Source organism: Burkholderia sp. MSMB617WGS (assembly GCF_001532025.2).
GTDB lineage: Bacteria > Pseudomonadota > Gammaproteobacteria > Burkholderiales > Burkholderiaceae > Burkholderia > Burkholderia savannae.
This window is the reverse complement of sequence record NZ_CP013457.1, coordinates 1,061,937-1,087,511: the sequence shown is the minus strand read 5'-3', so window position 1 is coordinate 1,087,511 and position 25,575 is coordinate 1,061,937. Positions and strand designations below refer to the sequence as shown.

General features: G+C 65.3%; 21 protein-coding genes. 3 read left to right on the top strand and 18 right to left on the bottom strand.

The genetic code is table 11. The annotated features are described in order from the left end of the window. Positions 1 to 294: 294 nt before the first annotated feature. Positions 295 to 1,674 carry a hypothetical protein gene (locus WT60_RS05395; protein WP_145986735.1) on the top strand — a complete coding sequence of 460 codons (1,380 nt, stop codon included), beginning with the start codon at positions 295 to 297 and terminating at the stop codon, positions 1,672 to 1,674. Between the two features lie 129 nt (positions 1,675 to 1,803). On the opposite strand, the gene WT60_RS05390 is transcribed toward WT60_RS05395, so the two are convergent. The 6 genes from WT60_RS05390 to WT60_RS05365 all read right to left on the bottom strand — a co-directional run bounded on the left by WT60_RS05390 (position 1,804) and on the right by WT60_RS05365 (position 12,147). Further along, a complete protein-coding gene (locus WT60_RS05390; protein WP_081989987.1) occupies positions 1,804 to 4,518 on the bottom strand; it encodes a glycoside hydrolase family 99-like domain-containing protein in 2,715 nt (904 codons plus the stop codon). 80 nt (positions 4,519 to 4,598) lie between these two features. Then, entirely contained in the window at positions 4,599 to 5,732 is a 1,134-nt protein-coding gene (locus tag WT60_RS05385) for an FkbM family methyltransferase (RefSeq protein WP_231752879.1), read from the bottom strand. A gap of 300 nt (positions 5,733 to 6,032) precedes the next feature. Beyond that, positions 6,033 to 6,977 carry a D-glycero-beta-D-manno-heptose-7-phosphate kinase gene (rfaE1, locus tag WT60_RS05380; RefSeq protein ID WP_231752878.1) on the bottom strand — a complete coding sequence of 315 codons (945 nt, stop codon included), beginning with the start codon at positions 6,975 to 6,977 and terminating at the stop codon, positions 6,033 to 6,035. Between the two features lie 173 nt (positions 6,978 to 7,150). Then, positions 7,151 to 10,042 (bottom strand): glycosyltransferase, encoded by a 2,892-nt coding sequence (locus WT60_RS05375; RefSeq protein ID WP_060355537.1) that lies wholly within the window; start codon positions 10,040 to 10,042, stop codon positions 7,151 to 7,153. Positions 10,043 to 10,058: 16 nt separating this feature from the next. Continuing rightward, positions 10,059 to 11,411: an ABC transporter ATP-binding protein gene (locus WT60_RS05370; RefSeq protein ID WP_060355536.1), complete on the bottom strand. Its 1,353-nt coding sequence runs from the start codon at positions 11,409 to 11,411 to the stop codon at positions 10,059 to 10,061. After that, a complete protein-coding gene (locus WT60_RS05365) occupies positions 11,401 to 12,147 on the bottom strand; it encodes an ABC transporter permease (RefSeq protein ID WP_231752847.1) in 747 nt (248 codons plus the stop codon). The genes WT60_RS05370 and WT60_RS05365 overlap by 11 nt, the downstream gene beginning before the upstream one ends. Before the next feature lie 965 nt (positions 12,148 to 13,112). Here WT60_RS05365 and WT60_RS05360 point away from each other — a divergent pair. Next, positions 13,113 to 14,045 carry a glycosyltransferase family 2 protein gene (locus tag WT60_RS05360; protein WP_081989989.1) on the top strand — a complete coding sequence of 311 codons (933 nt, stop codon included), beginning with the start codon at positions 13,113 to 13,115 and terminating at the stop codon, positions 14,043 to 14,045. Positions 14,046 to 14,052: 7 nt separating this feature from the next. On the opposite strand, the gene rfbD is transcribed toward WT60_RS05360, so the two are convergent. The 4 genes from rfbD to rfbB are packed head-to-tail and all read right to left on the bottom strand — an operon-like array spanning position 14,053 to position 17,461. Beyond that, complete coding sequence (gene rfbD / locus WT60_RS05355; protein ID WP_038752918.1) at positions 14,053 to 14,949, bottom strand: dTDP-4-dehydrorhamnose reductase; 897 nt, start codon at positions 14,947 to 14,949, stop codon at positions 14,053 to 14,055. 9 nt (positions 14,950 to 14,958) lie between these two features. Further along, a complete protein-coding gene (rfbC, locus tag WT60_RS05350) occupies positions 14,959 to 15,510 on the bottom strand; it encodes a dTDP-4-dehydrorhamnose 3,5-epimerase (protein WP_060355535.1) in 552 nt (183 codons plus the stop codon). Then, entirely contained in the window at positions 15,495 to 16,388 is an 894-nt protein-coding gene (rfbA, locus tag WT60_RS05345) for a glucose-1-phosphate thymidylyltransferase RfbA (protein ID WP_038752929.1), read from the bottom strand. Before rfbA ends, rfbC begins: the two co-directional genes overlap by 16 nt. A gap of 11 nt (positions 16,389 to 16,399) precedes the next feature. Then, entirely contained in the window at positions 16,400 to 17,461 is a 1,062-nt protein-coding gene (gene rfbB / locus WT60_RS05340; protein ID WP_059583572.1) for a dTDP-glucose 4,6-dehydratase, read from the bottom strand. Positions 17,462 to 17,838: 377 nt separating this feature from the next. On the opposite strand from rfbB, the gene WT60_RS05335 reads away from it, so the two are divergent. Then, positions 17,839 to 18,687, top strand: a complete 849-nt coding sequence (locus tag WT60_RS05335; protein ID WP_059583570.1) for a symmetrical bis(5'-nucleosyl)-tetraphosphatase — start codon at positions 17,839 to 17,841, stop codon at positions 18,685 to 18,687. Between the two features lie 82 nt (positions 18,688 to 18,769). On the opposite strand, the gene WT60_RS05330 is transcribed toward WT60_RS05335, so the two are convergent. The 8 genes from WT60_RS05330 to WT60_RS05295 all read right to left on the bottom strand — a co-directional run bounded on the left by WT60_RS05330 (position 18,770) and on the right by WT60_RS05295 (position 25,461). Further along, positions 18,770 to 19,639: a lysophospholipid acyltransferase family protein gene (locus tag WT60_RS05330; protein WP_038752935.1), complete on the bottom strand. Its 870-nt coding sequence runs from the start codon at positions 19,637 to 19,639 to the stop codon at positions 18,770 to 18,772. Between the two features lie 13 nt (positions 19,640 to 19,652). Then, the gene (locus WT60_RS05325; RefSeq protein WP_038752936.1) at positions 19,653 to 20,930 is read right to left on the bottom strand and encodes a dihydroorotase; all 1,278 of its coding nucleotides are present in this window, start codon (positions 20,928 to 20,930) and stop codon (positions 19,653 to 19,655) included. 101 nt (positions 20,931 to 21,031) lie between these two features. Then, on the bottom strand, positions 21,032 to 22,063 hold the full coding sequence (locus WT60_RS05320; RefSeq protein WP_038752938.1) for an aspartate carbamoyltransferase catalytic subunit: 1,032 nt from the start codon (positions 22,061 to 22,063) through the stop codon (positions 21,032 to 21,034). An 81-nt stretch (positions 22,064 to 22,144) separates the two neighbouring features. Beyond that, positions 22,145 to 22,663 (bottom strand): bifunctional pyr operon transcriptional regulator/uracil phosphoribosyltransferase PyrR, encoded by a 519-nt coding sequence (gene pyrR, locus WT60_RS05315; RefSeq protein WP_038752940.1) that lies wholly within the window; start codon positions 22,661 to 22,663, stop codon positions 22,145 to 22,147. Beyond that, the gene (ruvX, locus tag WT60_RS05310; protein WP_038752943.1) at positions 22,650 to 23,090 is read right to left on the bottom strand and encodes a Holliday junction resolvase RuvX; all 441 of its coding nucleotides are present in this window, start codon (positions 23,088 to 23,090) and stop codon (positions 22,650 to 22,652) included. The genes pyrR and ruvX overlap by 14 nt, the downstream gene beginning before the upstream one ends. Then, a complete protein-coding gene (locus WT60_RS05305; RefSeq protein WP_038752945.1) occupies positions 23,087 to 23,665 on the bottom strand; it encodes a YqgE/AlgH family protein in 579 nt (192 codons plus the stop codon). The genes ruvX and WT60_RS05305 overlap by 4 nt, the downstream gene beginning before the upstream one ends. A gap of 195 nt (positions 23,666 to 23,860) precedes the next feature. After that, positions 23,861 to 25,171 carry a hypothetical protein gene (locus WT60_RS05300; RefSeq protein WP_231752877.1) on the bottom strand — a complete coding sequence of 437 codons (1,311 nt, stop codon included), beginning with the start codon at positions 25,169 to 25,171 and terminating at the stop codon, positions 23,861 to 23,863. Positions 25,172 to 25,290: 119 nt separating this feature from the next. Beyond that, positions 25,291 to 25,461 carry a rubredoxin gene (locus tag WT60_RS05295; RefSeq protein WP_004186709.1) on the bottom strand — a complete coding sequence of 57 codons (171 nt, stop codon included), beginning with the start codon at positions 25,459 to 25,461 and terminating at the stop codon, positions 25,291 to 25,293. Positions 25,462 to 25,575: the final 114 nt, after the last annotated feature.

Sequence of the window (25,575 nt, the reverse complement as noted above, 5' to 3'; positions counted from 1 at the left end):
GCCGTCGGAGCGAATGCAGGCAAAAAGCGTCGTCGCGATTTCAGACTCGAGTCGGTCGATCAAGGGCAAAAGCTCCTAGCTATGTATGGATACTCCCAGGCATACGCCACCCTCGCCCCGGTGTCACCGTCCTTCAGCAGGCCGGTATTGTACCGAATCCGGATTGACGAACGCCGCAATTGCGCAGGCATGCGATCGCGTGCGCCCTCGGCCACGCGTGTGAGCGCCGGGGGCCGCTGAGTTCAGCGTACGAAGATTCAGTGGCCGAGCGAACGCGGTGCGACGCACCATCCGTTGCTGCGCCCGCTCGATTGCCGCCACGGCGCGCCCGCGGCTCCGCGCAGCGAGCGAGGCCTCATTGATCGATTATTCAGAATTGCTCACGCGTTCCCCGTCATCGCGCGCCGCGCGCATTCGCTTCGCGACGCCACAGTGTTACTTTGTAATATTCTGGTAATTTTAGTGCGGCACGCAAGCATTTACCATTCCTCGCATGAACGAAATACCCGGCATTCGATGGAAGATTTTTTTCGCATGATGCGCACCCGACATTGTTACCTGCATATCGGCACGCACAAGACCGGTACATCGTCCGTCCAGGACTCATTGACGCGTGCCCCACAGCAGCTGGAAGAGGCCGGATTCTACTTCCCCCGCACGGGACAGTGGGAATCCGGCTCGGGCCAGCACGGCCTTGCCGCGCAGGCGCGATCGAACGCCCACGACGCGCTGGTCGAAGCCCTGATTCGCGAAATCGAAACGATTCCGCATCACATCATCTTGTCGAGCGAAGAGTTCTCGCACATGCTCTGGCGCAACACGGCGGGCTTCCAGCATCTCGTCGACCGGCTGTCCGGCATCGCCGACAAGATCACCGTGATCCTATATTTGAGGCGCCAGCCGGACTTCATCGAAAGCAACTACCTCGAGCGGCTGAAAAGCCGCTTTCACCTCGGCTTTTCAACTTACGCGCACGCGCGCATGCATCACGATCTCGCCGAATTTCCGCTCGATTACCGCAAACTGATCGAGCGGCTCGATCACGTGCGCGGCATTCGCATCGAGGTGCGTGCATATGACTCGGCATCGAAGCCCGGCATACTGCAAGACTTTCTCGGCGTCATCGGCTGGCCGTCGAACGTTCCGCTTGCCGAGAGCCGCATCAACGGATCGCTTCCGCTCGTCGAATCGCTGAAGAATTTCTGCCGCGCGCAAGAGCAGCGCGAGTTGACGGAGTCCGAGGAACGGCTGATCGAATTGATCTCGCTCTCTCTCCCGCCTCGGCCTCGCATGAACGGCAGAACGCGCCGCGCGCTGGTGCAGCGCTATGCCGAATCCAATCGCGAACTCGCCGAGCGCTTCGGCCTGCCGTCGCTGATGGAGACGCCGGAATCCAACGACCCGCTCGACGCGGATGTGGAACTCGCGATCGACGACACGCTCGCGGCAATGCCCGATGCGAACGGCGCAACGCTCGATCATCTGTTTTCGAGCGTCTTTCTCGATATTGTCCGATCCGTTGCGGAACGCTTCGGCGCAACCCAGGCAGCGCTCGCGCAAACGCAATTGCTCGCGCTCGAGCGATATGCCGAGATCGAAGCGTTGCGTGCACGACTCGGACGGGCCGAAGCCGAATTGAACGCGCTGCGGTGCGCGTCGTTGCGTACCGAATGACCGGATGACGGACATCCCGCCGGGAAGCGGAATGCACCGCCCGCCGGCGCGTCGGCTCCGCCATCCGTGTCCGGGCTCGAATCTGACCGGCCGACGGCCGGCCGGCATCGATGCCGGCCCTTCGCGCGTTTATCGCCCTCGCGCCGCCCGCAGAATCTTCCGCGCGACGCGGTGCATCAGCGAAGCCGGCGGCGCGGCCTGCTGAACGTTGCCCGCCGCGAGTGCGGCGATTTCGGCATTCTGCACCCCCAGTTTGGCCTGCAGCGCATCCCGTTCGTGCCACAGCGCGGCCGTCCTCGCGTGTGCGGCCTGTAGAATGCGGAATGCGGCTTCGTCCTTGCTGCGTTGCCCTTGCTGCAGTTGCTGGATCGCCCTCGCGATCTCGGGCGTGCCGCCGATCGACAGCGCATTCGTCGCACTGTCGATCGCCTCGCGCGTCTGCCGCAGGTAGCTGCGGCCGAGCTTGCCGTCCGGCTCGAGATACGTGCCCTCGCACCACTCGTTCCAAGAATGCAGCAACACGATGCGCTCGTCGGCCGGGAAACGGTTGTACGTATCGATCATCGCCTGCGCGAGCCACTGCTTGTAGCCTTCCCCAACGGTATTCACGTGCACGATCGCGCGCGAGCCGTAACGAGGCGTGTTGTCCCACGGCAGCATGACAGTCCGGAAACGACGGTATTCCGTCGGCGGCCGGCCCGCATGGAACTGCGCAAACTTCTGGTAGTCGACGATGCGGCCCGTGAAATCGTCGCCGAGGCCGAGCGAATCGACGTCGTCCGCGAGCACTTCGGCTGGAATCACGTTGGACGGGATCTCGTAGCTCGCGTCGAAGCCGAGCGTACGCGGCTGGATGGGCTCGGGTGTCCAATCATCGACCATCACGAGATAGAGCCCCGGAAAACCGCGCTTCGCCGCCTCGTCGCGCCAGGTTTCCACGGTCGCCAGCATGTTCGGGAACAGATGTGCCTTATAGATCATCAGCAGCGGCTTGCCGCCGATCTTCGTGTAGCGATCGTCCTCGAACACCGGAAACAGCTCACGAATGAACGCGAGGTCGTCTTCGTGCGAGTGCTGCTGCGCAATGATCACCTCCTTGTCGCCGCCGTCCCAGCGCTTGCTCCAGTTCTCGTTTGCCCACAGGAAGAAGAACGGCGCTTTCAGATCGGACTTGATGTAGTTCTCGATCGGCTTGTAGAGCAGCTTCTTGCCGTGGAAATAGTAGTAGTAGAAACAGAAACCGTTGATCCCGTGCTCCAGCGCGAGCTCGACCTGCTCGCGCATCACGTCGAACGCGCGCAGATCGTAGTACCCGAGCTCGCCGGGAATGCGCGGCTGATAATGCCCGTTGAACAGCGGCTTCGCCTTGATGACGTTGTTCCACTCGGTGAAGCCCTTGCCGTGCGCCCAATCGTTTTCCGCGATCGGATGGAATTGCGGCAGATAGAACGCGAACGTGCGCGGAATTTCCGACGCCGGGATCGAATGGTCGAGCGGACGGGCGGACGCGTCGCCGAGTGCGGACGACAGCTGAATGCCGCTCTCGCCCGGCAGATCGCGGATCGAGCTCTTCGGTTCGGCCGGCAGGCCGCCGACCGGCTCGACAGGCCGTGACTCGCGCGCGCCGAATCGGAGATAGTGCAGCAGCGGATTCACGCCCGCCGTCGCTACGTCCGAGTTGTGGCGCAGGTAAGCGTTGCTGCAGAACATCGGCCCCGGCGAATAGCCCTTCGCGCCGCCCACGAGGATGAAGTGATCCACCGCGCTCAGCGACGAACGCTCGATTTCCGGATAATGAATCGCGTACCAGCCCGCGTCGAAGAACGGCGACCCGAGCACGGCGGCGCGATCGTCTTCGGACACGATGCCGCGAGACGAATCGTCGGTTGCCGCAACCGCGGTGGCGTCGGCCTCACGCGCGCCGGTCGCGGTGTTTTCGCGTTCGTCGAGCAGCGTGTTCACGTACCGCACCGCATCGACCACCTCGTCCAGTCGCAGCGTGCGGGCGGGGCCGGTCAGGTTGCGCACCAGCTTGACGTCGGGTCCGTCGCTGCCGTAGAGGCCCGTGTACGGCGTGTACTGGCGGAACGCGCCCATGCGCCCCAGAAGCACGATTCCGGGCGTTTCCACCGCATTCGCGAGATGAGCCGGCCCACTGTCGACGCCGATGAAAAAGCGTGCGCGGCGAATCACTTCGGCCGTTTCCATGATGGACGTCTTGTTCAGCAGATCGATCGAATCGCCGATCAGAGGCGACGACGTCGCGCCGGCCTTGCCGACGCCGATCTCGACGATCTGCAGCTTCAGCTCGCCGCTGATCCAGTCGGCGAGGCCGCGCCAGTTCTGGTTCGTCCAGTCCTTTTCGAGGTTGTTCGATTCGCGATGAATGACACAGAAGCGCTCGGGGAGCCGCAACGCATCGACCGCTTTCCTGTGCTGCTCGCCGAGATAAAGGCGCGGAGCGGCAGACAGCTTGGGCAAGCCGGCGCCGATGCTGAACGCTTCGAGCAGCGCGCCGTGATCGAGCCATTCGTACGCGTTGATGTACGGATTGCCGTGCTGCTTGACGAGCGGGATGCGGCAGTGCGAGCAGACGCGATAGTTGACATGCAGATCGACGACCTGGTCGTATTTGCCGTGCCGGGAAATCTTGATCCAGTCGGTCAGGCACTCGACGGGTATCGTTTCGTCAACGTAAGGATTGGAATCGATAATCTCCCGATAGCCCTCGGCAACGACCCACGACAGCTTGCATTCCGGATATCGCGTCTTCAGGTATCGAGCCACCGGCTCACAGGCGACGATGTCGCCGATATGTTCCACCAGACCGATAACGATTTTCATCCCAACTCCAGTTTACGTGCTTGAACTACAAGCTTTCCTATTGCCAAATTAATGCGCTCGACTGCCGCGGGCATTCGCGTTCAGCGCCAGAGCGCCCTCTTCAACGAGCGAAGTGGAGCAGTCAGCCGCCAGCTCCGTGACCGATAGATCTGCGCGAGCGCACCCTCGAGGGACGCGACCTGTTCGGCGAACCGTCTTTCCTCGTCCCGGCACTCGCCGAGATCACGCCGGAGCGCGTCCCGTTCCGCCGCCTGCTTGCCGTCCAGCGCGGCGAGATCCACCGCGTGCTGCTCGCGCAATGCATGGATTTCGGCCGCGTGATGCTCGCGCAACACGTCGATCGCGCGAACGAGTTCGGCAACGCGAGCGTCTTCGCCCCGGGCTTCGTACTTCTCGTCCAGACAGACCGTCCCGCCGCTCCGAGCCGCCGCGCACGCACGCAAAACCTCGTGCTCGTATTGCGGCTTGTTCATCAATGCGAGCGCGAGATCGTCGGCCGTCTCGATGTCGAGGACGAGCTCGCACGCGCGGGGCGCGTATTGGCGCAGCGGGTCGTGTTCTCCGCGAGGCGTTCCGACGAGCGCCACCTCACGCGCGCGGCCGAAAATATTTTCGGATTCCCCACGAAAATTCTCCGCATTGTATGCGAGGACGACGTGGGCCCGGACCCGGTAATCGAACTCCTTGAGCACGTTCAGCGCGCGCAGGCCGTCTTCGAGCGAGTTGCACTCCGCATAGACCACCGGTTCGCAGCGACGGATCGTCGACACGCCGCCGCGCAGAACCATGTCCTCCATGCCCTCGACGTCGATCTTGATCAGCGCGCAAGACGGCACGCTCAGGTCGTCGATCGCGACCGATCGGGACGTCAGGCTCTCATGCGGGCCGTCGATCGCCTCCTGCCCGGCAAACGATGCGCGAGGATTCAGCGCGTCTCGCAACGACGCGCTTCCGTAGCTGCCCGGCGACATGATGTCGATCGACGGAATGTGCTCGTCCTTCGCCGTCGCCGACGCGATCGCATTCTCGAGCCGGACGTTGACGAGCCCGTTCGCATGCATGTTCCGCGTCAGCAACTCGAAGCTGCGCGGCTGCGCCTCGATCGAGACGACTTGGCCGGCCGCGCCGACACGCCGCGCGAATGCGAGCGAGTGCGTGCCGATGTAAGCGCCGACGTCGATCACCGTATCACCCGCCCGGATCGTCGACAGCATGAAGCTCAACTCGTTCTCGGCCCATTCCCCGTACTTGCGCAGCGACTCGCTGAGCGCGCCGGTATCGTTGGCAAAGAGGGTCAGCTCGCCATGCCTGGACGAAATAGTCTCGAACAATACGTCACGATCCTTCACGATGCTCACCTTGATTTCTTAATAATGTTGATCGCCGAGGATGTCCCCGGCCTTGGCCCCTCGAAATACTTCGCGTCGCACCTGCATCCGTCGCGCGTGGAGACGACGACGCGCCCACCGCGAGGACCAAGCGGCGGACCGCCTGCATCATTGCCGTCCGCGCGTTCAATCCGCACCGTTTCCGGCCTCACGGTTCACACCGTCGTCGAAGAGTTCGTCGTACGACACCGTGGCCGTGCCCAGCTTGCCGACCACGATCCCCGCGGCGCGATTAGCGTGGCGCACGGCCTCGACGAGCGGAATCCGCGCGCCGAGCATCGCCGCCAGCGTCGCGATCACAGTGTCGCCTGCGCCCGAAACGTCGTATACCTCGCGAGCCAGTGCGGGCTCGTGCACGATGCCGTCGTCCGTAAAAAGCGTCATGCCCTCCTCGGAGCGGGTGAGCAGGAGACATGCAATGTCGAGCCGAGCCCGCAGGCCGTTCACGCGCGACACGAGATCCGCCTCCGAATCCCACTGGCCGATGACCTGGCGCAGCTCCGCCCGGTTAGGCGTTATCACCGTGGCGCCGCGGTAACGCTCCCAATCGTCGCCTTTCGGATCGATCAGAACCGGCTTTCCGGCCCCTCGCGCCGCTTCGATCATTCGCGTCACGTGAGTGAGGCCGCCTTTCGCGTAATCGGAAAAGAGCACGACGTCCTGCTCATGCAAGATCGATTCGAACGTCGCGAGCCCGGCGAGCAGCACCTCGTGGGCGGGCGTATTCTCGAAATCGACCCGCAGCAACTGTTGCTGCCGCGACAGCACACGCAGCTTGATCGTCGTCGGCAACGCGGGGTCGCGCCCGAGATGCGCGGTGACGCCGCTATGCTCGAGCAACTCGACGATGCGCTCACCCGGCTCGTCGCTGCCGACGACGCAAAGCAGGCCGGAGCGAGCCCCGATCGCGACGACGTTGCGCGCAACGTTGGCCGCCCCGCCCAGGCGATCCTCGGTACGCTGAATCCGCACGACAGGCACGGGCGCTTCGGGCGAAATGCGCTCGACGTCGCCGAACCAGTATCGATCGAGCATCACGTCGCCGACGACGAGCACGCGAGCTCCCGCCAGCGTCTCGTGCCCGACGTGCGCCGCGCCGTTTCGCGTCGTTCGGACTGTCTGTGCCTCAGATGTTTGGGCCATACGAATTTCAAATGGAAGATCATCATCGACGGAACCGTGCGCATGCATCGGACAACCGCCCCTTCGTCCGCCGCCGGGCGCGACGAAGCCCGGCCGGCCGCTCACCGCCGACGACGCAAGCGTCTGACTGCCTGCAGACTGCGTCGCGCGAGCGGCTTCACGCCGGGCACGCGCAGCGCCCTTTCGATCGACGCCTCGACCCGCAAGCCGATGCGCCGCGCCATCGTCGGCACCACCGACGCGGACGCTCCCGCATGCACGAGTTCGTCGAGCCGGCGCAAGCGCTCGACGAGCGATTCATACGACGCCGTCGCGCGCGCCTGCTCGAGCGCATGGAAGACTTCGCGCGCCGAACGATCCCAGCCGTTCTTTTCTCCGGGCCGGCTCGGCGTGATCCAGCGCACACCGTTCTCGCGCAGGTCATCGACGAGATCCGCCAGCGAGCGGAAGTAGTGAATGTTCTCCGCGCCCTCGATTCCGCACGCGAGTTCGCGGTACAGCGACGACTCGCGCACGTAGATCGGCCGCTTTCGCGCGATCGAATGGAGAATCGGGAATCCGAAGCCTTCGTAGTGGCTAGGGAAGATCACGGCCTCGGCATCGGAATAGAAGCGTTCGAATGTTTCGTTCGACAGGTTTCCGCTCTCGTGCGCCGCGATGTTCGGGTAAGGCGACGGCTCGTCGCCGTATCCGACCGCCACGACCTTGCGCTCCGGAAACGCGGCGGCAATGGCATCCGCCGTCTGGCGCACGAACTTGTGGCAGAAATGATTGCCGATCACGAACAGGTGCGGCTGCGTACCGGGGGTGCGCTCGCTCGGCTTCGCGTACTCGGTCACGTCGAGCGAGTGACGCGATGCTCGTCGCAGCACTCTCCGGCCGATCGGGAAACGAGCGGCGATGCGATCGAGGGTGTAGCGCGAATTCGTGAACAGCACGTCGATCTGATCGAAGACATAGCGCCAGACCCTGTGATCGAACGTCAAGGTCAGGTAGCCGCAATCGTACGAGATCGTGTCGAGCATGAAGATGCCGACCACAGGCGCGCGTCGGACGATGCGCTCGACCGTATCCACATCGAACGGCTGGCCGACGCGCACGATCGCCGTCACTTTTGCGCGCGCATCGTGGACGTCGAGCCGGCGCACACCGCTTAATTTGTCGAGCCCGTGAAACTTCCACGCGGCCGGGTCCATGTAGACCGCGATCTCGCAATGCTGCGGCCACGTGCGCACGGCGGCCTCGAGCAGCTTGATGCCTGACTCGAAGGTGCCGTTGTAGTAAGCGCCGAACGTCGAGAAGTCAAACGCGAACGTGAGCTTGCCGTCGTCGCTCTCGAGGTATTCGACGAGCGCTTCCGCTTGATGCTCGGGCGAGCTGAAATAAGCGCGGATCAGCGGCAGGTATTCGGGGTAGCGTGCCTGCAGGATCGGAGCGTTGTTGTCCTCGCGCGCCGCGCGCGAGCTCGCCGACTCGGCGAACGACTGCTCCCCTTCGTGCCACACGAACGCGTGATTCGCGAGGACCGCGCGATAGCCGCATCGGTTGGCCCGGTAGATCAGGTCGTTCTCCTCGTTGTAACCCTTGCCGTAGACGGGATCGAACGAACCGAGTTCGGCGAAGATCGCCCATTTCACATGCAGGCAGAAGCCGACCGCGGTCGGCACATACGAATACCGGGGAAGATACGACGATTGCCTGAGAAACCCCGCATATCCGTCGTCCGGCGCGACATGACGATCCAGGAACGAATGCGGCAGCGTCGCGATGGTCGCGTTGTTGCTGCGCGGAGATACGAAGCCGATCATCGGATCGAGCCGGCTCACCGCACACACCTCGCGCAGCGCGCCAGGGAAAACGATCGTGTCGGAGTTGAGAAGAACGATGTCCGCACGCTCGCGCTTCGCCGCTTCGAACGCGCGGTTGCACGTTCCGATGAATCCCAGGTTCTGCTCGTTGCGCACGATGTGCAATGCAAACTGGCAGGCCGCGCCGACGCACCGATCGAGCTCGGCCTGGAGCGCCGGGTAATCGGGGCTGTCGTTGAAAAAGAAGACCGTCGCGTTCAATTCGCGCAATTCGTCCGCGACCGCGTTGAGTGCGGCGAACACTCGCGCGACGAGTTCCTCCTTCTTGTAGAAGGGCACGACCACATGCAACCGTTCGCTCGCGCGCATGTCGTCGCCGGCGAACGTCGCGGGCTCCGTGTCGGGATCGATCAGCGTTTCCCGCAATCCGTAGATCACGCTCCGCAGCGTGATCGTCCGCGCGTTCGCAGCGGCGTCGGCCAACGCATCGCCGTGGGCAGACGACACGACCGGCGCGATCGCGGCAGCGGCTTCGCCCAGCGGGAGCAGACCGCGATAGTCGAAATGTGCCGCTTTCTCGGCCGGCACCAGGATCAACGCGCGGTCGACGCGCTCGCCGAAGACATTGACCACGCAACGGCGATAGTTGTCCGGATTGAACGCGTGGCTGTCGCACGCGTATGCGGCATACCCTTGCCCCACGGCCGGCGTGAGCGCCGATGCCAGATCGGCGAGCTGCGAATCGGCAACCACGACGACAGGACGATGCTTGGCGATCAGGTCCGCGCATTCGCGCAGCGCGCGCCCCGCCTCCTCGCCGTCGCCGACGTATACGACGTCGGCCGCCGTCATGCCGGCGGCGGTCAGCGCAACGCCGCTCGCGTACGGAATCACGTTTGACGTCAGTCGATTGAGTTCAATGTTTCGCGCCAACAGTTCCGCTTGACCGACGCGTGACTCAACCGCGTACACGCGCCCCTGCTTGCCGACCCTGCGGGCGAACGCGAGCGCGCGAGCGCCGATCGACGCGCCCAGATCGAAAACCGTCGCGCCCGGTGCGACGAAGCGCCGGACCGACAGCAACTCGCGCTCCGCCCACTCGCCGTAGAGCCGCAGCGATTCCGACGTCGAACAGCCGTCGGGAAGGGTTTCGAACAATCCGTATCTACATTGCAGTTGCGTCATCACGCGGATCTCTGAATCAATTAATGTCGAAGGTCACGGACAGCCCGGGCGCGCCGAATTTCCCATGGACGAGATTCGTGCCAAGCGCCGTCAGCACGATCACGTCGTGCATCAGATGGTGCTGCACGTGATCGCTGCCCGGACCCTCCGCAATGGCGACGTCGATCAGGTATTCGCCCCGGATCATCGCCGGGAAGCGCATCCTGAACACCGCTTCGACCTCCTTGCCCTCCTCCACCGAGATCGCATGATGTCGGAAGTAGCTGTCCGTACTTTCCGCCATCAGCTTTTGCCCCTTGTTGTCCTTGAGCACGAAGCCGATGGCAGGATACGTCATGGGTTTCTTGACGTCGGCGCGAACCACGAGGCTCACATCCTCCTCGGACATGAATTCGCTGACGGCCCTGCCTTGCGCGTCGCGGAAAAAGACCGCCGTGATCGTCGCGCCGCCGAGACCCAAGCTTTCCGCATCAGGCCGGAACGCGGACGCGTGATAGTGAACCGGCGGCACGGAATCCGTCACGTACCTGCGATGCCCGTCGCGCCGCGGCGACTCGAGTGCGGGCATCGCCGCCGAATCGCCGTTCGTCGAGGCATCGGCGATTACCTGGCCGTTTGCCCTTTCCGAATAGAGATCGCGCAGATAGACCATCGCGATCTCTTTCGGCGCGCCGGTCTGATACAAGTATTCGTCGCCCTCGCGCCGAAGCAGGATCGCCGACTCGCACAGCGCGTTCACCGCGCCCATGTCGTGACTCACGAACAACAGCGTTCCGCCGCCTTCCTTGAAATCGAGCAGGAAGCGAATGCACTTTTGCTGGAAGAATGCGTCGCCGACGCTCAGCGCCTCGTCGACGATCAGAATGTCCGCGTCGACGTGCGCGATCACCGCGAATGCAAGACGGACGAACATTCCGCTCGAATACGTCTTGACCGGCTGATCGACGTAATCGCCGATGCTCGCAAACGCGACGATCGTCTCGAAGCGCGCGTCGACTTGCTCGCGCGTCAGACCGTAGAGCGACGCGGCAAGATACACGTTCTCGCGGCCTGTGAACTCGGGGTTGAAGCCCGCGCCCAATTCGAGCAACGCCGCCACCTTGCCGTTGACCGTGATGCGCCCTTCGGTGGGCGTGAGCGTGCCGCAGATCATCTGCAGCAGCGTGGACTTGCCCGCGCCGTTGCGGCCGATAATCGCGACCGTCTTGCCCTTCTCCACCGTGAAGGACACGTTGCGAACCGCCCAGAACTCGCGGAAATAGGTTCTCCGACCGCGAAAGATCATCTGCATCAAGCGATCGCGGGGCTTGTCGTAAATGTGATAGCACTTGCTCAGATTTTCGATCTGAATGGCAACTTCAGAGGACATCCGCAAACCCCTTTCTCGTCTTCTCGAACCACGTGTATCCGCCCCACAGCACGATCAGCGAGACGGCGAGAACGGGCAGGAACGCATCCAGCGCGATGCCGTCGCGCCACATCAGCACGCGCCGCACTTGCTCGATGATCGGCACGAGCGGATTCAGGCCGGCGATTGCACGGAACCGCGCCGGAATCGCTTGTGCAGGATAGAAGATCGGCGTCATGAACATCAGCACCGTCGTGACGAGACCGGTGATCTGCGCGGTATCGCGAACATAAACGCCCAGCGCGGAAAAAAACCACGCGATGCCGAGTGAAAAGAACACGAGGGGCAGCAGCGCAATCGGGAAGAGCAGCACCGTGATCGACGGCACGCCGATCGCCGCGGCGTAGAAAATGAGCCAGACGACGAAGCTCACGAACATGTGGAACAAAGCGACGGCAACCGTGACGCAAGGCAACACTTCGAGCGGAAACACGACGCGCTTCACGTAGTTCGCGTTCGACAGGATCAGCGTCGGTGATCGGTTCAGGCACTCGGCAAACATGTTGAACACGAGCAGCCCCGCAAACAGGACGAGCGCGAACTCGCTCGTCGAGCCGGTGCCGCCGGGCCAGCGCGACCGGAAGATCACGCCGAACACGAACGCGTAGACGGCGAGCATGAGGATCGGCTGGAATACCGACCAGAACATTCCGAGGAGGGAGCCGCGATACCGTCCCAGCACTTCGCGAACGGTCAAGGCAATGATCAGACTTCGGTGCTCGCGCAGCGAACGCAGCATTCGCACCGGTGAGGTAAGTATAGGCAACATATTTTCCAGTCAGACCTGTCGGCGAAGTCACGAACGCACGGCGGCACATGTTGCGTGCCCGGCGCAGTGCTTGCGGCCAAGGTTGTTGTCGAAACGGGCGACGCCTTCCGCTTCAAGATACGCTCGCACGTCCGCTTCAGTCATGTCCGCGAGTGCTCGATCCCGGCCGTCGAGCCGACGCTATACACCGAGCCGGGCCCGTATCGCGGTTCGTCGTGACGCAAACGACGCGGCGGCGATGCCGGCACGCGCGGCGCCGGCGATCGGCCACCCATATGCCGACGTCGGCAAGAGGAAATGCGGCGGGCGCGACACCGGACCGAATCCCAACGGCGAGACCGATCGAATGCCCCGCTAGCGAAGCCGCTTCGGAAGCGTTCGCCTTCGCAAGAAACGCTGCAATGGGAATCGCACTCGCACCGGTGCCGACGAACCCGAGAACGGCCAAGCGTGCAACGCCATCGATGCGTCGCATCGGCGCGGTTGCGACCGCACGGGATTCGGGGGCAGCCGCCGTCTTCGAGCCGATCATTGCCGTCGAGCCGCCGCCGGAACGAGCCGCCTGCTGCGGCGCGACGAATTCAGCACATCGGACGACGCGTACTCGCAAATCTTCGCCGCGCGATGAAGGCTCCTGGCGAGTTCCTGCGCCACCACAAGACATCATTGGAAGAATCGACATATCGCAGGGCTAAATTGCTTACGTCCAAACTTACAATTGCGGTAGCAGTCTAGACTCTCGATAATTGTAGAATTATCGCACGACATGAGACGGGAACTCATGTGCTCTGCTCCGCCTGCGCCGCGCTGTCGCGTCCATGCCGCACCGTGTCTCGGCACGCGTTGAATCGTCTTGTCGCGCGTCCATCGAATCCATCACCAGGTAGCTTGTCTTGTCATTGCGCTCCGACGCCATCGTCGTCACATACGAACCGGATACTGCCGCGCTGCTGCGCCTCGTCACCACTCTTGCACCGCAAGTCGGCAAGATCACGATCGTCGACAACGGCTCGGCCAACCTGTCGCAGTGGCGGGAGCGGCTGCCGGCCTCGCAGGTCGAGCTCATCGCGCAACCCGTCAACGCGGGCATTGCGCTGGCGCTCAATCAGGGCTTCGCCGCCACGCACCAGCGGGGCACGGCCGAGTTCGCGGTGTTGTTCGATCAGGACAGCACGCCTTCCGCGGACATGGTCGACCGCCTAGAACACTACTACGACGAGTTCGCGGCCCGCGGTCCCGTCGCCCAAGTGGGCCCCTACTTCTTCGAGCAGAACCGCGGCCAATATCTGCCTTTCATCGAGTTCAAGGCAGGCTTCCCGCGCCGCAAGCACGCGACGGGCACACGAAACTGGACGACCGCCGACTACCTGATCACGTCCGGCGCGCTCGTCTCGCTACGCACGATCGCCGAAGTCGGCCCGCTCGACGCATCACTGTTCATCGACTACGTCGACATCGAATGGGGTCTGCGCGCGAAGGCGGCCGGCTTCCAGAGCTATGGCGTCTTCGACGTCCGCATGCAACACGCGATCGGCGAAAAAGCACTCAATCTCGGCGCGGTTCGCATCGCGATGCACAGGCCCGTTCGCCGCTATTACTACTACCGCAACGCCATCCTGTTATGCCGGCGACGCTACGTGCCGATCAGCTGGAAGCTCCACGAAACGACTCGCCTCTTCGTGAAGTTCTGGATCTTCGCGCTGTTCTCGAGACATCGGATAGCCGACGTACGCATGATGTTGCGCGGAACGTTCGACGGCCTGGCCGGACGCACCGGCAAGTATGGCGAGCGAGGCGCAGATCGCGCCCCCGGCCAGGCGCGTTGAAACGCGCTTACCGCTCTTCGAGACAGAGCCGCAACGCCTCCCGCCAATCCGGAGCCCTCAGCCCGAACACCGCTTCGAGCTTGTCGCCGGACATTCGCGAATTGGTCGGACGCTTCGCCGGCGACGGATAGGCCGAAGCCGGAATCGGCTGCACGTCGGGCCGCCTGTCCAACTGCGACAGCTCGAAGATCGCCGACGCGAAGCCGTGCCACGACGTTCCGCCGCCGGCCGTCATGTGATAAACGCCCGAGCGCTGCCGCCACCATTCCGGATCGTCCGCCGCAAACGCCTGTGCGACCACGTGCGCAGTCAGCGTCGCAATCGTGTTGCTCCAGGTCGGCGCGCCGAATTGGTCGGAAACCACTTTCAATTCAGGCCGTTCGGCGCCGAGCCGCAACATCGTCAGCAGAAAGTTCTTACCGCGCGTGCCGTACACCCAGCTCGTGCGAAACGTGAAGTAGCGCCCGCCGACGGCCGCAATCGCCTGCTCGCCCGCGAGCTTGGTCCGGCCATAAACGTTTTGCGGATCAATAGGATCGTCCTCGACATAGACGCCATCCTTGTCGCCGCTGAACACGTAATCCGTCGAATAGTGGATCAACGCCGCGCCCAGTCGTTCAGCCTCTTCGGCAAGCGCGCCCGGCGCTTCGCCGTTGATGCGCATCGCGAGCTCCGGCTCGCTTTCGGCCTGGTCCACGGCGGTGTAGGCGGCGGGATTGACGATCAGGGCCGGCCGCACGTCGCGCACCACGGTTCGCAGCTGATCGAGATTCGCGAGATCCAGCTTCGCGCGATCCAACGCGACGATCCGCCCCAGTCCCTGCAGCGTTCTCGCGAGTTGAAATCCGACCTGACCGCTGACGCCCGTCACGAGGATCGTTCGCTTGCTGGTTTGAGCGCTCATGAACACCTCTTACGCGAAGACTTCGGCATCGGCAAGCAGCTTGCCCGCCGCATCCTTCGCCGCAAGCAGCGGCTCGAAATCGATCGGCCATTCGATCCCGATCGCCGGATCGTTCCACACGATGCTCCGCTCGAATTCGGGATACCAGTAATCGGTCGTCTTGTAGAGGAACTGCGCAGCCTCCGACAGCACGACGAAGCCGTGCGCGAAACCGGGCGGCACCCACAACTGCCGATGGTTGTCGCTCGACAGCACGACGCCCACCCATTTGCCGAAATTCGGCGAGCTCTTGCGGATGTCGACCGCGACATCGAACACTTCGCCTTCGACCACGCGCACGAGCTTGCCCTGCGCATGCTGGATCTGATAGTGCAGCCCGCGCAGCACGCCCCTCGCCGAGCGCGAATGATTGTCCTGGACGAACTCGACGCCCTCCTCCACCTGCTCGGCGAATTCCCGCGCGTTGAAGCTTTCGAAGAAGAAGCCCCGCGCGTCGCCGAACACCTTCGGCTCGATGATCTTGACTTCAGGCAGCGCCGTCGGCGTTACTTGGATGGCCATGCGACTTGATCCGTGAGAATGTGTTTCAGATATTGTCCGTAGCCGTTCTTCGCGAGCGGCTGCGCGAGCTTCAGCACCTGCTCCGCGTCGATCCACTGCCGGCGGTACGCGATCTCCTCGGGACACGCGACGACGAGCCCCTGGCGCTTTTGCAGCGTCGCGATGAACGTCGCCGCTTCGATCAGCGAATCGTGCGTGCCCGTATCGAGCCACGCATAACCGCGCCCCATGATTTCGACGTTGAGCGCGCCCGCGGCGAGATAGCGGGAATTCACGTCGGTGATCTCCAGCTCGCCGCGCGCGGACGGCTTGATGTCCGCCGCGATGTCGCACACCTGGTCGTCGTAGAAGTACAGCCCCGTCACCGCGTAGTTCGAACGCGGCTTCGCGGGCTTCTCCTCGATCGACAGCGCGCGGAAATCGCGGTCGAACTCGACGACGCCGTAGCGCTCCGGATCGTGCACGTGGTAGGCGAACACCGTCGCGCCCGATTCCTGCTCCGACGCCCGGTCGAGCTGCTTCGCGAGATCGTGGCCGTAGAAGATGTTGTCGCCGAGAATCAGCGTCGACGGATCGCGGCCGACGAATTCGCGGCCGATGATGAATGCCTGCGCGAGCCCGTCCGGCGACGGCTGCACCGCATAGCGGATGTTCATCCCCCACTGGCTGCCGTCGCCCAGCATCGCCTCGAAGCGAGGCGTGTCCTGCGGCGTCGAGATGATCAGCACGTCGCGGATGCCCGCCACCATCAGCGTCGACAGCGGGTAATAGATCATCGGCTTGTCGTAGACCGGCAGAAGCTGCTTCGACACGGCGTGCGTGATCGGATACAGCCGCGTGCCGGAACCGCCGGCGAGAATAATGCCCTTGCGTGCCATCGATTCAACCTTTACGCGCGTTGCGCGTAGTTCGTTTCGACCCACTTGCGGTAATCGCCCGACACCACCTCGTCGACCCATTCCTGGTTGTCGAGGTACCAGCGCACGGTCTTCGCGAGGCCCGTCTCGAACGTCTCGGCCGGCTTCCAGGCGAGCTCGCGCTCGAGCTTGCGCGCGTCGATCGCATAGCGGCGATCGTGGCCCGGGCGATCGGTCACGTACGTGATCTGATCGCGGTACGACCCCGCGGCTTTCGGCCGCGCTTCGTCGAGCAGATCGCACAGCGTGTGCACGACGTCCAGGTTCTTCTTCTCGTTCCAGCCGCCGACGTTGTACGTCTCGCCCGGCACGCCGCGCGCGAGCACTTCGCGAATCGCGCTGCAGTGATCGCCGACATAGAGCCAGTCGCGCACGTTCTGGCCGTCGCCGTAGACGGGCAGCGGCTTGCCGCCGAGCGCGTTCGCGATCATCAGCGGAATCAGCTTCTCGGGGAACTGATACGGACCGTAATTGTTCGAGCAGTTCGTCGTGAGCGTCGGCAACCCGTACGTGTGATGGTACGCGCGCACGAGATGATCGGAGCCCGCCTTCGTCGCCGAGTACGGGCTGTTCGGCGCGTAAGGCGTGGTTTCGGAGAACTGCGGATCGGTCGCGGACAGCGAGCCGAACACTTCGTCCGTCGACACGTGCAGGAAACGGAACGCGGCCTTCGCATCGGCGTCGAGCGCGCCCCAGTACTGGCGCGCGGCCTCGAGCAGCGTGAAGGTGCCGACCACGTTCGTCTGCACGAAATCGGCCGGGCCGTGAATCGATCGGTCGACGTGGCTCTCCGCCGCGAAGTGCACGATGGCCCGCGGCTTGTGCTGCGCCAACAGAGCGTCGATTGCAGCGCGATCGCAGATGTCGACGCGCGCGAATACGTGCTTCGGATTCCCCTGCAACGACTTCAACGTGCCGAGGTTGCCCGCGTACGTCAGCTTGTCGACGTTCAGCACCGCTTCGCCGGATTGTGCCAGCCAGTCAAGCACGAAGTTGGCGCCGATGAAACCGGCGCCGCCCGTTACCAAGATCATGGGATTCCTTTGCTGAAATTGGGAGTCGGTCAAACAACCGGCGTGATGTCAGCATGGCCGGCATGTTCGGGAGAATGCCGTTGGTCGCTCGAGTGTCACCGCCGGTTGCGGCCGCGAGGCTCGATCGAACCATGCGCCCAAGTCGGCAGCGCACAGCTACTGCCCCACAAGGCCGCAATTATACGGGCAAGGAAGTGAAAAAACATCCCTCTAACATCTTGAAACAGCTCGGGAAGTGTGCTTGCGACACGATATTTTCGAGAACGTTTCTACCGCAGCGGCCAATGCCGGATCGCATTTTTTCTGCCACCGATCCGCCCGGATCGATGGGGTTTCTTGTGATACCGTGAACCCGGTTTGGTCTCGAATGCAAAGGAATGACATCTATCTCCAGCGGCCCGCCGATCGCCTTCGGCGACCTCCAAGGTTGCCACGACGCCTATCGGCGGCTCCTCGACAAGCTCTCCCCGGCGGCCGACACGCCGCTCTGGTTCGCAGGCGACCTCGTCAACCGGGGCCCCGCGTCGCTCGCGACGCTGCGCGAGATCGCCGCGCTCGGCGAGCGCGCGGTCGCAGTGCTCGGCAATCACGATCTGCACCTGCTCGCGGTCGCGGCCGGCATCCGCACGCTGAAGCCGGGCGACACGATCGGCGAGATCCTCGACGCCCCCGACGCCGACGATCTGATCGAATGGGTGCGCCACCGGCCGTTCGCGCATTTCGAGCGCGGCATGCTGATGGTGCATGCCGGCGTGCTGCCGCAATGGGACGCGACGCTCGCGCTCGAGCTCGCCGACGAACTGCAGCGCGCGCTGCGCGCGCCGAACTGGCACGACACGCTGCGCAACCTGTACGGCAACGACCCCAATTGCTGGAGCCCGAACCTGAAGAGGACGGATCGGTTGCGAGTCGCGTTCAACGCGTTCACGCGCATTCGCTTCTGCACGCCCGCAGGCGCGATGGAATTCAGGGCGAACGGCGGCCCGGCGGCCGCGCCCGCCGGCTATCTGCCGTGGTTCGACGCGCCCGGGCGAAAGAGCGCGGACGTCACGGTCGTCTTCGGCCACTGGGCCGCATTGGGACTGATGCTGCGCGACAACCTGGTCGCGCTGGATTCGGGATGCGTATGGGGCAATCGGCTGTCGGCCGTGCGGCTCGCGCACGAGCCGGCCGAGCGCGCGGTTACGCAGGTCGCGTGCGAACGCTGCGGGGCGGCGGACGAATAACCAACCGTCTCGGCAAGCCCGACCGTGCGGGAATGCGGCCGGCGGGCGCCGCCGCCTCCCGCCGATCGATGCCTCATTGCGCCTACCCTTCGCGGCGCGGCATCGCGTCGACGCTTACCTCCGGCTCGGCCTCGCCCTCGGATTCGCCGGCCGGCTCGGCGGGCGTCGGATGCGCGGCGGCGGCAAGCCGCGCGAGATCCGCATCGAGCGGCCGCTCGACGTCTCGCTGCATCCGTGCAAGCGCATCGGCGATCGCCGCGCGCGCGCGCGCGGCCATTTCTCGCCGGTCGCCCGTCGCGGCGATCGGCTCGCACACGTAGAGATGCGCGGTGAGCGGCCCGCCGCTCAGCACCATGTCGAGCGACCTGGCAAGCGACAGATCGCCGACGTATGCCGGCGCAACCGACTGGCGCCCGCGCCCGTCTTCATACATCAGGCAGATCGGCTGCACCGCGCAGCCGGCCGACACCACCGCCTGAAACAGGTTCGAATGGAACGGCAGCAGCCCGAGGCCGTCGGACGTCGTGCCTTCCGGAAACACGCACATCAGCTCGCCCTTGTCGAGGCGCTCGGCAAGCTCGTGCATGATCCGCTTCGCCTCGCTGCGTTTCTCGCGCTGGATGAACACGGTTCCGAGGCGCTCGGCGAGCCAGCCGACGACGGGCCACGCGCGCACCTCCGCCTTCGACACGAACGGCGTCGGCCGCCACGCGTTGATCACGTAGATGTCGAGCCACGACACGTGATTGCCGACGACGAGCGCGCGCTCGTCGAGCCGCGCCGCGTCGTTGTGCACGACGAGCCGCATTCCGCAAAGCTGCAGCATCTTCACGGTCCAGCGCCGCGTGATGTCCAGGCGGCGCGCGGGCGTCACGCGCTCGAAGAACAATGCGACGACCGCCATCCCGCGCAGCAGATGCAGGACGAGGCGCGTCTTGCGTAGGGCTCTCATGATGGGGCTCGCGTCAGCGGCGCTCGAACGCGACCTGGCCGCCGACGAGCGTCGCGCACACGCGCGCGGGCAGCTCGTAGCCGAGGAACGGCGTGTTGTGGCCCTGGCTCTTCAGCGCGCGGGGCTCGACGCGCCAGTGCGCATTGGGATCGAACACGCACAGGTCGGCGAGCGCGCCTTCTTCGACGCGCCCCGCAGGCAGCTTCAGCACGCCGGCGGGCGCCGAGCTGATCTTCGCGAGCGCGCGCGCCATCGGCACGCCGGCTTCCCGCGCCCATTTGACGGTCAGCGACAGCAGCAGCTCGAGGCCCGTCGCGCCCGGCGTCGCCTCGGCGAACGGCAGCAGCTTCTCGTCGTCGTCGACGGGCGTGTGGTCCGAGCAGATCGCGTCGATCGTGCCATCGGCGAGCGCGGCGCGAATCGCTTCGCGGTCGCGCTCGGTGCGCAGCGGCGGATCGAGGCGAAACTGCGCGTCGAAGTAGCCGATGTCGACGTCGATCAGATGCAGGTGGTTCGCGGCGACGTCGCAGGTCACGGGCAGGCCCTCGGCCTTCGCCGCGCGCACGAGCGCGACGCCCGCCGCCGACGACAGCCGCGCGACGTGCACGCGCGCCCCCGTCACGCGCATCAGCTCGAAGAGCGTGTGCAGCGCGATCGTCTCGGCCGCGACCGGCACGCCCGACAGGCCGAGCCGCGACGCGACAGGCCCGCTCGCCGCGACGCCGCCCTTCGCGAGGAACGCGTCGACGGGCCGCAGCCACACGGCGTAGCCGTAGGTGCTCGCATACTGCAGCGCGCGCAGCAGCACCTGCGTATCGGCGACGGGCGCATCCGCCTGCGTGAAGCCGATGCAGCCCGCTTCGGTCAGCTCGACCATCTCGGTGATGGTCTGCCCTTTCAGGCCGACCGTCAGCGCGCCGAGCGGATACACGTGCGCCTGGTGCAGGTTGCGCGCGCGGAACTTCAACATCTCGACGAGGCCCGGCTCGTCGAGCACGGGATCGGTGTCGGGCGGGCACACGAGGCTCGTCACGCCGCCCGCGACCGCCGCGGCCATTTCGGATTCGAGCGTCGCCTTGTGCTCGTAGCCCGGCTCGCGCAGCCGCGCCGACAAATCGACGAAGCCCGGCGCGACGATCTTCCCGGCCGCGTCAATCGTCTTCGCCGCGTTGAAATCGGCGGGGGCCGCGCCGATCGCGGCCACCTTGCCGGCCGCGACGAACACGTCGGCCTGCCGCTCTATGCCGGCCGCCGGATCGATGAGCGTGCCGCCTTTGATATGAATCTTCATGCGCTGTCTGTTGATGCGTTGAATGCGTTGATTTCGTCGGGTCCGGCACGCGGCGCGGGGCGCCCGCGGCGCCTGGACGGCGCGATGCGTCAGTCGTTCCGTCAGTCGTTCGTGCCCGCGACTATCCCCATCACGGCCATCCGCACCGCGATGCCGAACGTCACCTGGTTCAGGATCACCGATTGCGGACCGTCGGCCACCTGCGAGTCGATCTCGACGCCGCGGTTCATCGGCCCCGGGTGCATCACGATCGCGTCGGGCGCGGCGAGCGCGAGGCGCTCAGGCGTCAGGCCCCAGCTCTTGAAATATTCCTGCGCGGACGGCAGCAGCGCGCCGCTCATCCGCTCGTTCTGCAAACGCAGCATGATGATCACGTCGACGTCCTTCAGGCCTTCGTCGAGGTTGTGGAACACGCGCACGCCCATCTGCTCGAGCCCGCCCGGCAGCAGCGTGCGCGGGCCGATCGCGCGCACTTCCGGCACGCCGAGCGTCGTGAGCGCATGGATGTCCGAGCGCGCGACGCGCGAATGCAGGATGTCGCCGACGATCGCGACGCGCAGCTTCGTGAAATCGCGCTTGTAGTGGCGGATCGTGTACATGTCGAGGAGGCCCTGCGTCGGGTGCGCATGGCGGCCGTCGCCCGCGTTGATCACGTGCACGTGCGGCGCGCAGTGCTCGGCGATCAGGTACGGCGCGCCGCTCGACGCGTGGCGCACGACGAACAGGTCGGCGTGCATCGCCGACAGGTTGTTGATCGTGTCGAGCAGCGATTCGCCCTTGCTCGTCGACGACGCGTTGATGTTCAGGTTGATCACGTCGGCGGACAGCCGCTTCGCGGCGATCTCGAACGTGGTGCGCGTGCGCGTCGAATTCTCGAAGAACAGGTTGAACACCGACTTGCCGCGCAGGAGCGGCACCTTCTTCACTTCGCGGTCGGTCACGCTGACGAACTGCTCGGCGGTGTCGAGGATCTGGTTGACGATCGCGCGGGGCAGCCCCTCGATCGTCAGCAGATGCTTGAGCTCGCCGTTCTTCGTGAGCTGCGGGTTGCCCTTCAGGAAGCCGTAGCGAAAGCGCTCGGCGGGCGCGGCCGCGGCGGGGTTGCCGGTGCGGCCGGTGGTGTCGGTCGTCATGATGTGCGTGATTCCAACGTGTTGCCAAACGGCGCCCGGATGCGCGATGCGCGCGGGCGGCCGGAATGCGTGTGGCGCGCGTCAGCCGGCGCGCGCCTCGGTGCGAAGCGTGAATTGTCCCGCGTCGGTGCGCTCGAGCACGAGCGTCGCGTCGGCGTCCACGGCGAGCGTGCCCCCGGCGAAACGCGCCGCAATCGGCAGCTCGCGCCCGCCGCGATCGGCGAGCACCGCGAGCTCGACGGCGGCGGGCCGCCCGTAGTCGTACAGCTCGTTGAGCGCCGCGCGCACCGTGCGCCCGGTGTACAGCACGTCGTCGACGAGGACGATGCGCCGCCCTTCGACCTCGAACGGCAACGACGTCGGGCTCGCCTGGCTGTGCAGCCCCTTCTTCGCGTAATCGTCGCGATGCAGCGCGACGTTGACGACGCCGAAACCCGGCGCGGCAAGATCGCGCGCGAGGCGCTCGGCGAGCCATGCGCCGCCGCTGTAGATGCCGGCGAGCACGGGCCCGCCCGCTTCGGCGAACGCGGCTTCGCCATAGGCGCCGCGAATCTGGTCGAGCAGGACGCGGTAAAGCGCCTCGGCGTCAATTGAACTCATGATGATCGGGCAGTTCGTCGAGGTATTGTTGGAGGATGACACGGGCGGCCTCGGCGTCGACGCGATCCGCGCCGGCGCCGCGCGCGCGCAGGCCCGCACGCGCTTCGACCGACGAATAGCGCTCGTCGACCCAGCTCACCGGCAGGTTGAAGCGGCCGTTCAACTGATTGCCGAAGCGCAATGCCCGCTGCGTCATCTCGTGCGGCGCGCCGTCCGGATGCAGCGGCAAACCGACGACGAGCGCGTCCGGCTTCCATTGCGCGATCAGCTCGCCGACCGCCTTGAAGCGGTGCTCGCGGTTCAGATTGGGAACGATGACGAGCGCGCGGGCCGTGCGCGTCAGCGCATTGCCGACCGCCACACCGATGCGTTTTTCGCCGTAGTCGAACGCCAGGAGCGTCGCGTCGCGCGCAAGCGCCGCGCTCATGCGTGCCCTGCCTCGCCGGAAAGCATCGACGGGCTCACGCCGAGCAACCCGAGCGCCGCTTCGAAGCGCTCCTCGGCGGGCGTGTCGAACACGATCCGCGGATCGGCCGCGACCGTGAGCCAGCCGTTCTTCGAAATCTCTTCTTCGAGCTGTCCCGCGCCCCAGCCGGCATGGCCGAGCGTCAGCAGGAAACGCTTCGGGCCCGTGCCCGTCGCGACCGCCTCGAGCACGTCCTTCGACGTCGTCATCTCGAGCCCGCCTTCGACCGTCATCGACGAGTTGTACGCGCTGCCCGCGACCGGCTCGTGCAGCACGAAGCCGCGCTCGGTCTGCACCGGGCCGCCGAAGTAGACGGGGATATGCAGGAGGGGCTCGATCTCGAGCTTCAGGTCGATGCGGTTGAACAGCGACTCGAGATCGATGTCGGTCGGGCGATTGATGACGAGGCCGAGCGCACCGCGCTCGCTGTGATCGCAAAGATAGACCACCGTTCCTGAAAACGTCGGGTCCGCCATGTTCGGCATGGCGATCAGGAACTGGTTGGTAAGGTTGATGCGATCGGAACTCTTTGACATGGTTTGAATTTTAGCAAAGACCTCGCGGCGCGACGGACGCCGCGTATCGCGGCCTCGTACGCCGCGCGGGTCGACACGACATATCACTCACTCTATCACGCGTTCGCGGCCAATCGGCATGCGCGCCGCGCGTGATTGCGCCACATCGGCCGAAAGCAAGAAGCCAGCCGAGCAGTTCACTCGCCGCCCGTCCCGTCATGCGTTCCGGGCCGCGCCCGACAATGCGCCCGCGAGCGCCGCGCACGCGTCCGTCAAGTCGGGCGGCGCGATGCCCGCCGCGATCCTGTGCAACGCGGCGCGCAGCGCTTCCGCGGCCTGCCGGCACGCCGCCGCGCCGGCCTCGTCCGTCGCGCCGACATGCGCGCGGCGGCGCCACGCGAGCCCGAGCGCATCGGCGAGCAGCGCCGTGTGCCCGAGCCCGAGCGCACACGCGGCAGAGCCGACACGATACGCAGCCTCCGCCGCCTGCCATGCGGCGCCCGCGTCGGCCGCGCGCGGATCAAGCGCCAGTTCGGCCATCGACGCATCGGCCGTCTGCAGAAAATCTTCATATGCATGGCCGTTGACGGTGACGACACCGAGCTCTCGCGTCGGCGCGGCGCGCACCGCTTCGGCCTCGGCGCGCGCGGCGCCCGCCTCCCACAACGCCTCGGACGCCTGCGTAGCCGCGACGTGCCACGCGACGGTCAGCCCGTAGTCATGCAACAGCTCGACGTCGCTCACGTCCTCGGCCGCCGCGCCGTAAAGCGCATAGTCGCGCCAGAAAAGCGCGAGCGCCTCCCGGACAAGTGCGGCCGGCGCGATCCGCAAGCCGCGTGCCTGCTCGCCGAGCAGCAGATTGCAGCGCGCGAGAAAGCGCTTGAGTTCGACGCCGCCGTGCACGCGCAGCACCCGCACGCACGCGCCGGCGAGTCGCCAAAAGTCGTACGGAAACGGGCCAGCCAGTTCGGCCGTGCATTCGGCGAGCCCGTCGAGCGCCGTGTCGGTCGCCGCCTCGGACGCGCGCAACGCGCCGAGAAGCGCCTGCTCGTAGCGCGCGCGCAGGTGCGCAAGCGCATGCGGCGACAGCGCATACAGCGTCGCGGGCGGCACCGCCCGGCCGGCGAGCGCGAGCGCGTCGCGCGGCGTATCCGCGCGCAAGTCGCTCGCGGCCTGCGCGCACAGCGCGCCGTAATGCTCGAACAGCAGCGGCGAGCACGCGAGCTCACGCAGATTGTGCCGCTCGAGCGCGGCGCGGAAATCCCGCAACGCGGACTCGAACGCGATCGGCTGAACTTCGGTCGCCGCAAGCGGCGCGGCATGCGCAAGCGCGACGGTGAAGCGCTGCGCGGCGAGCCAGCCCGCCTCGTGCAGCGCCGCGGAAGCGACGGCAAGCGGCTCGGCCGGATCGGCTCGCCGCTCGAACGCCTGTTGCGCGGCGCGCAGCGCCGCCTCGGCCGTGGGGACGGCGCCGCCCCGCGGATTGGGCAAGGCGTCGAGGATCGGAACCGTTGCGATTTCAGAAATGATGGCCACGAGCGTCAGCACCTGAAACGAAGCCGCGCCGCAAGCGGCGCCTCAACCCGTCGATGCCGCCGCGCCGACGCCGCCGGCTCGCTCGCTCGCGAACCGGCGGCGCGAGACGGTCAGATCTGGACCATCTCGAAATCTTCCTTGCGCGCGCCGCACTCGGGGCATGTCCAGTTGATGGGAACGTCTTCCCAGCGTGTGCCTGGGGCAATGCCCTCCTCCGGCAACCCAGCTTCTTCGTCGTAAATCCAGCCGCAGATCAGGCACATCCAGCTTTTATATTCCATCTTAAGCCGCGTAAAGGAAAGTCCGTTGATTTGAAGAGCCATGATGGTACCGTGTCGGCGCCGGACTGCCTAGCAATCGGCCTCTAGACACGTTTGCTCGCTGCGACGCGATAA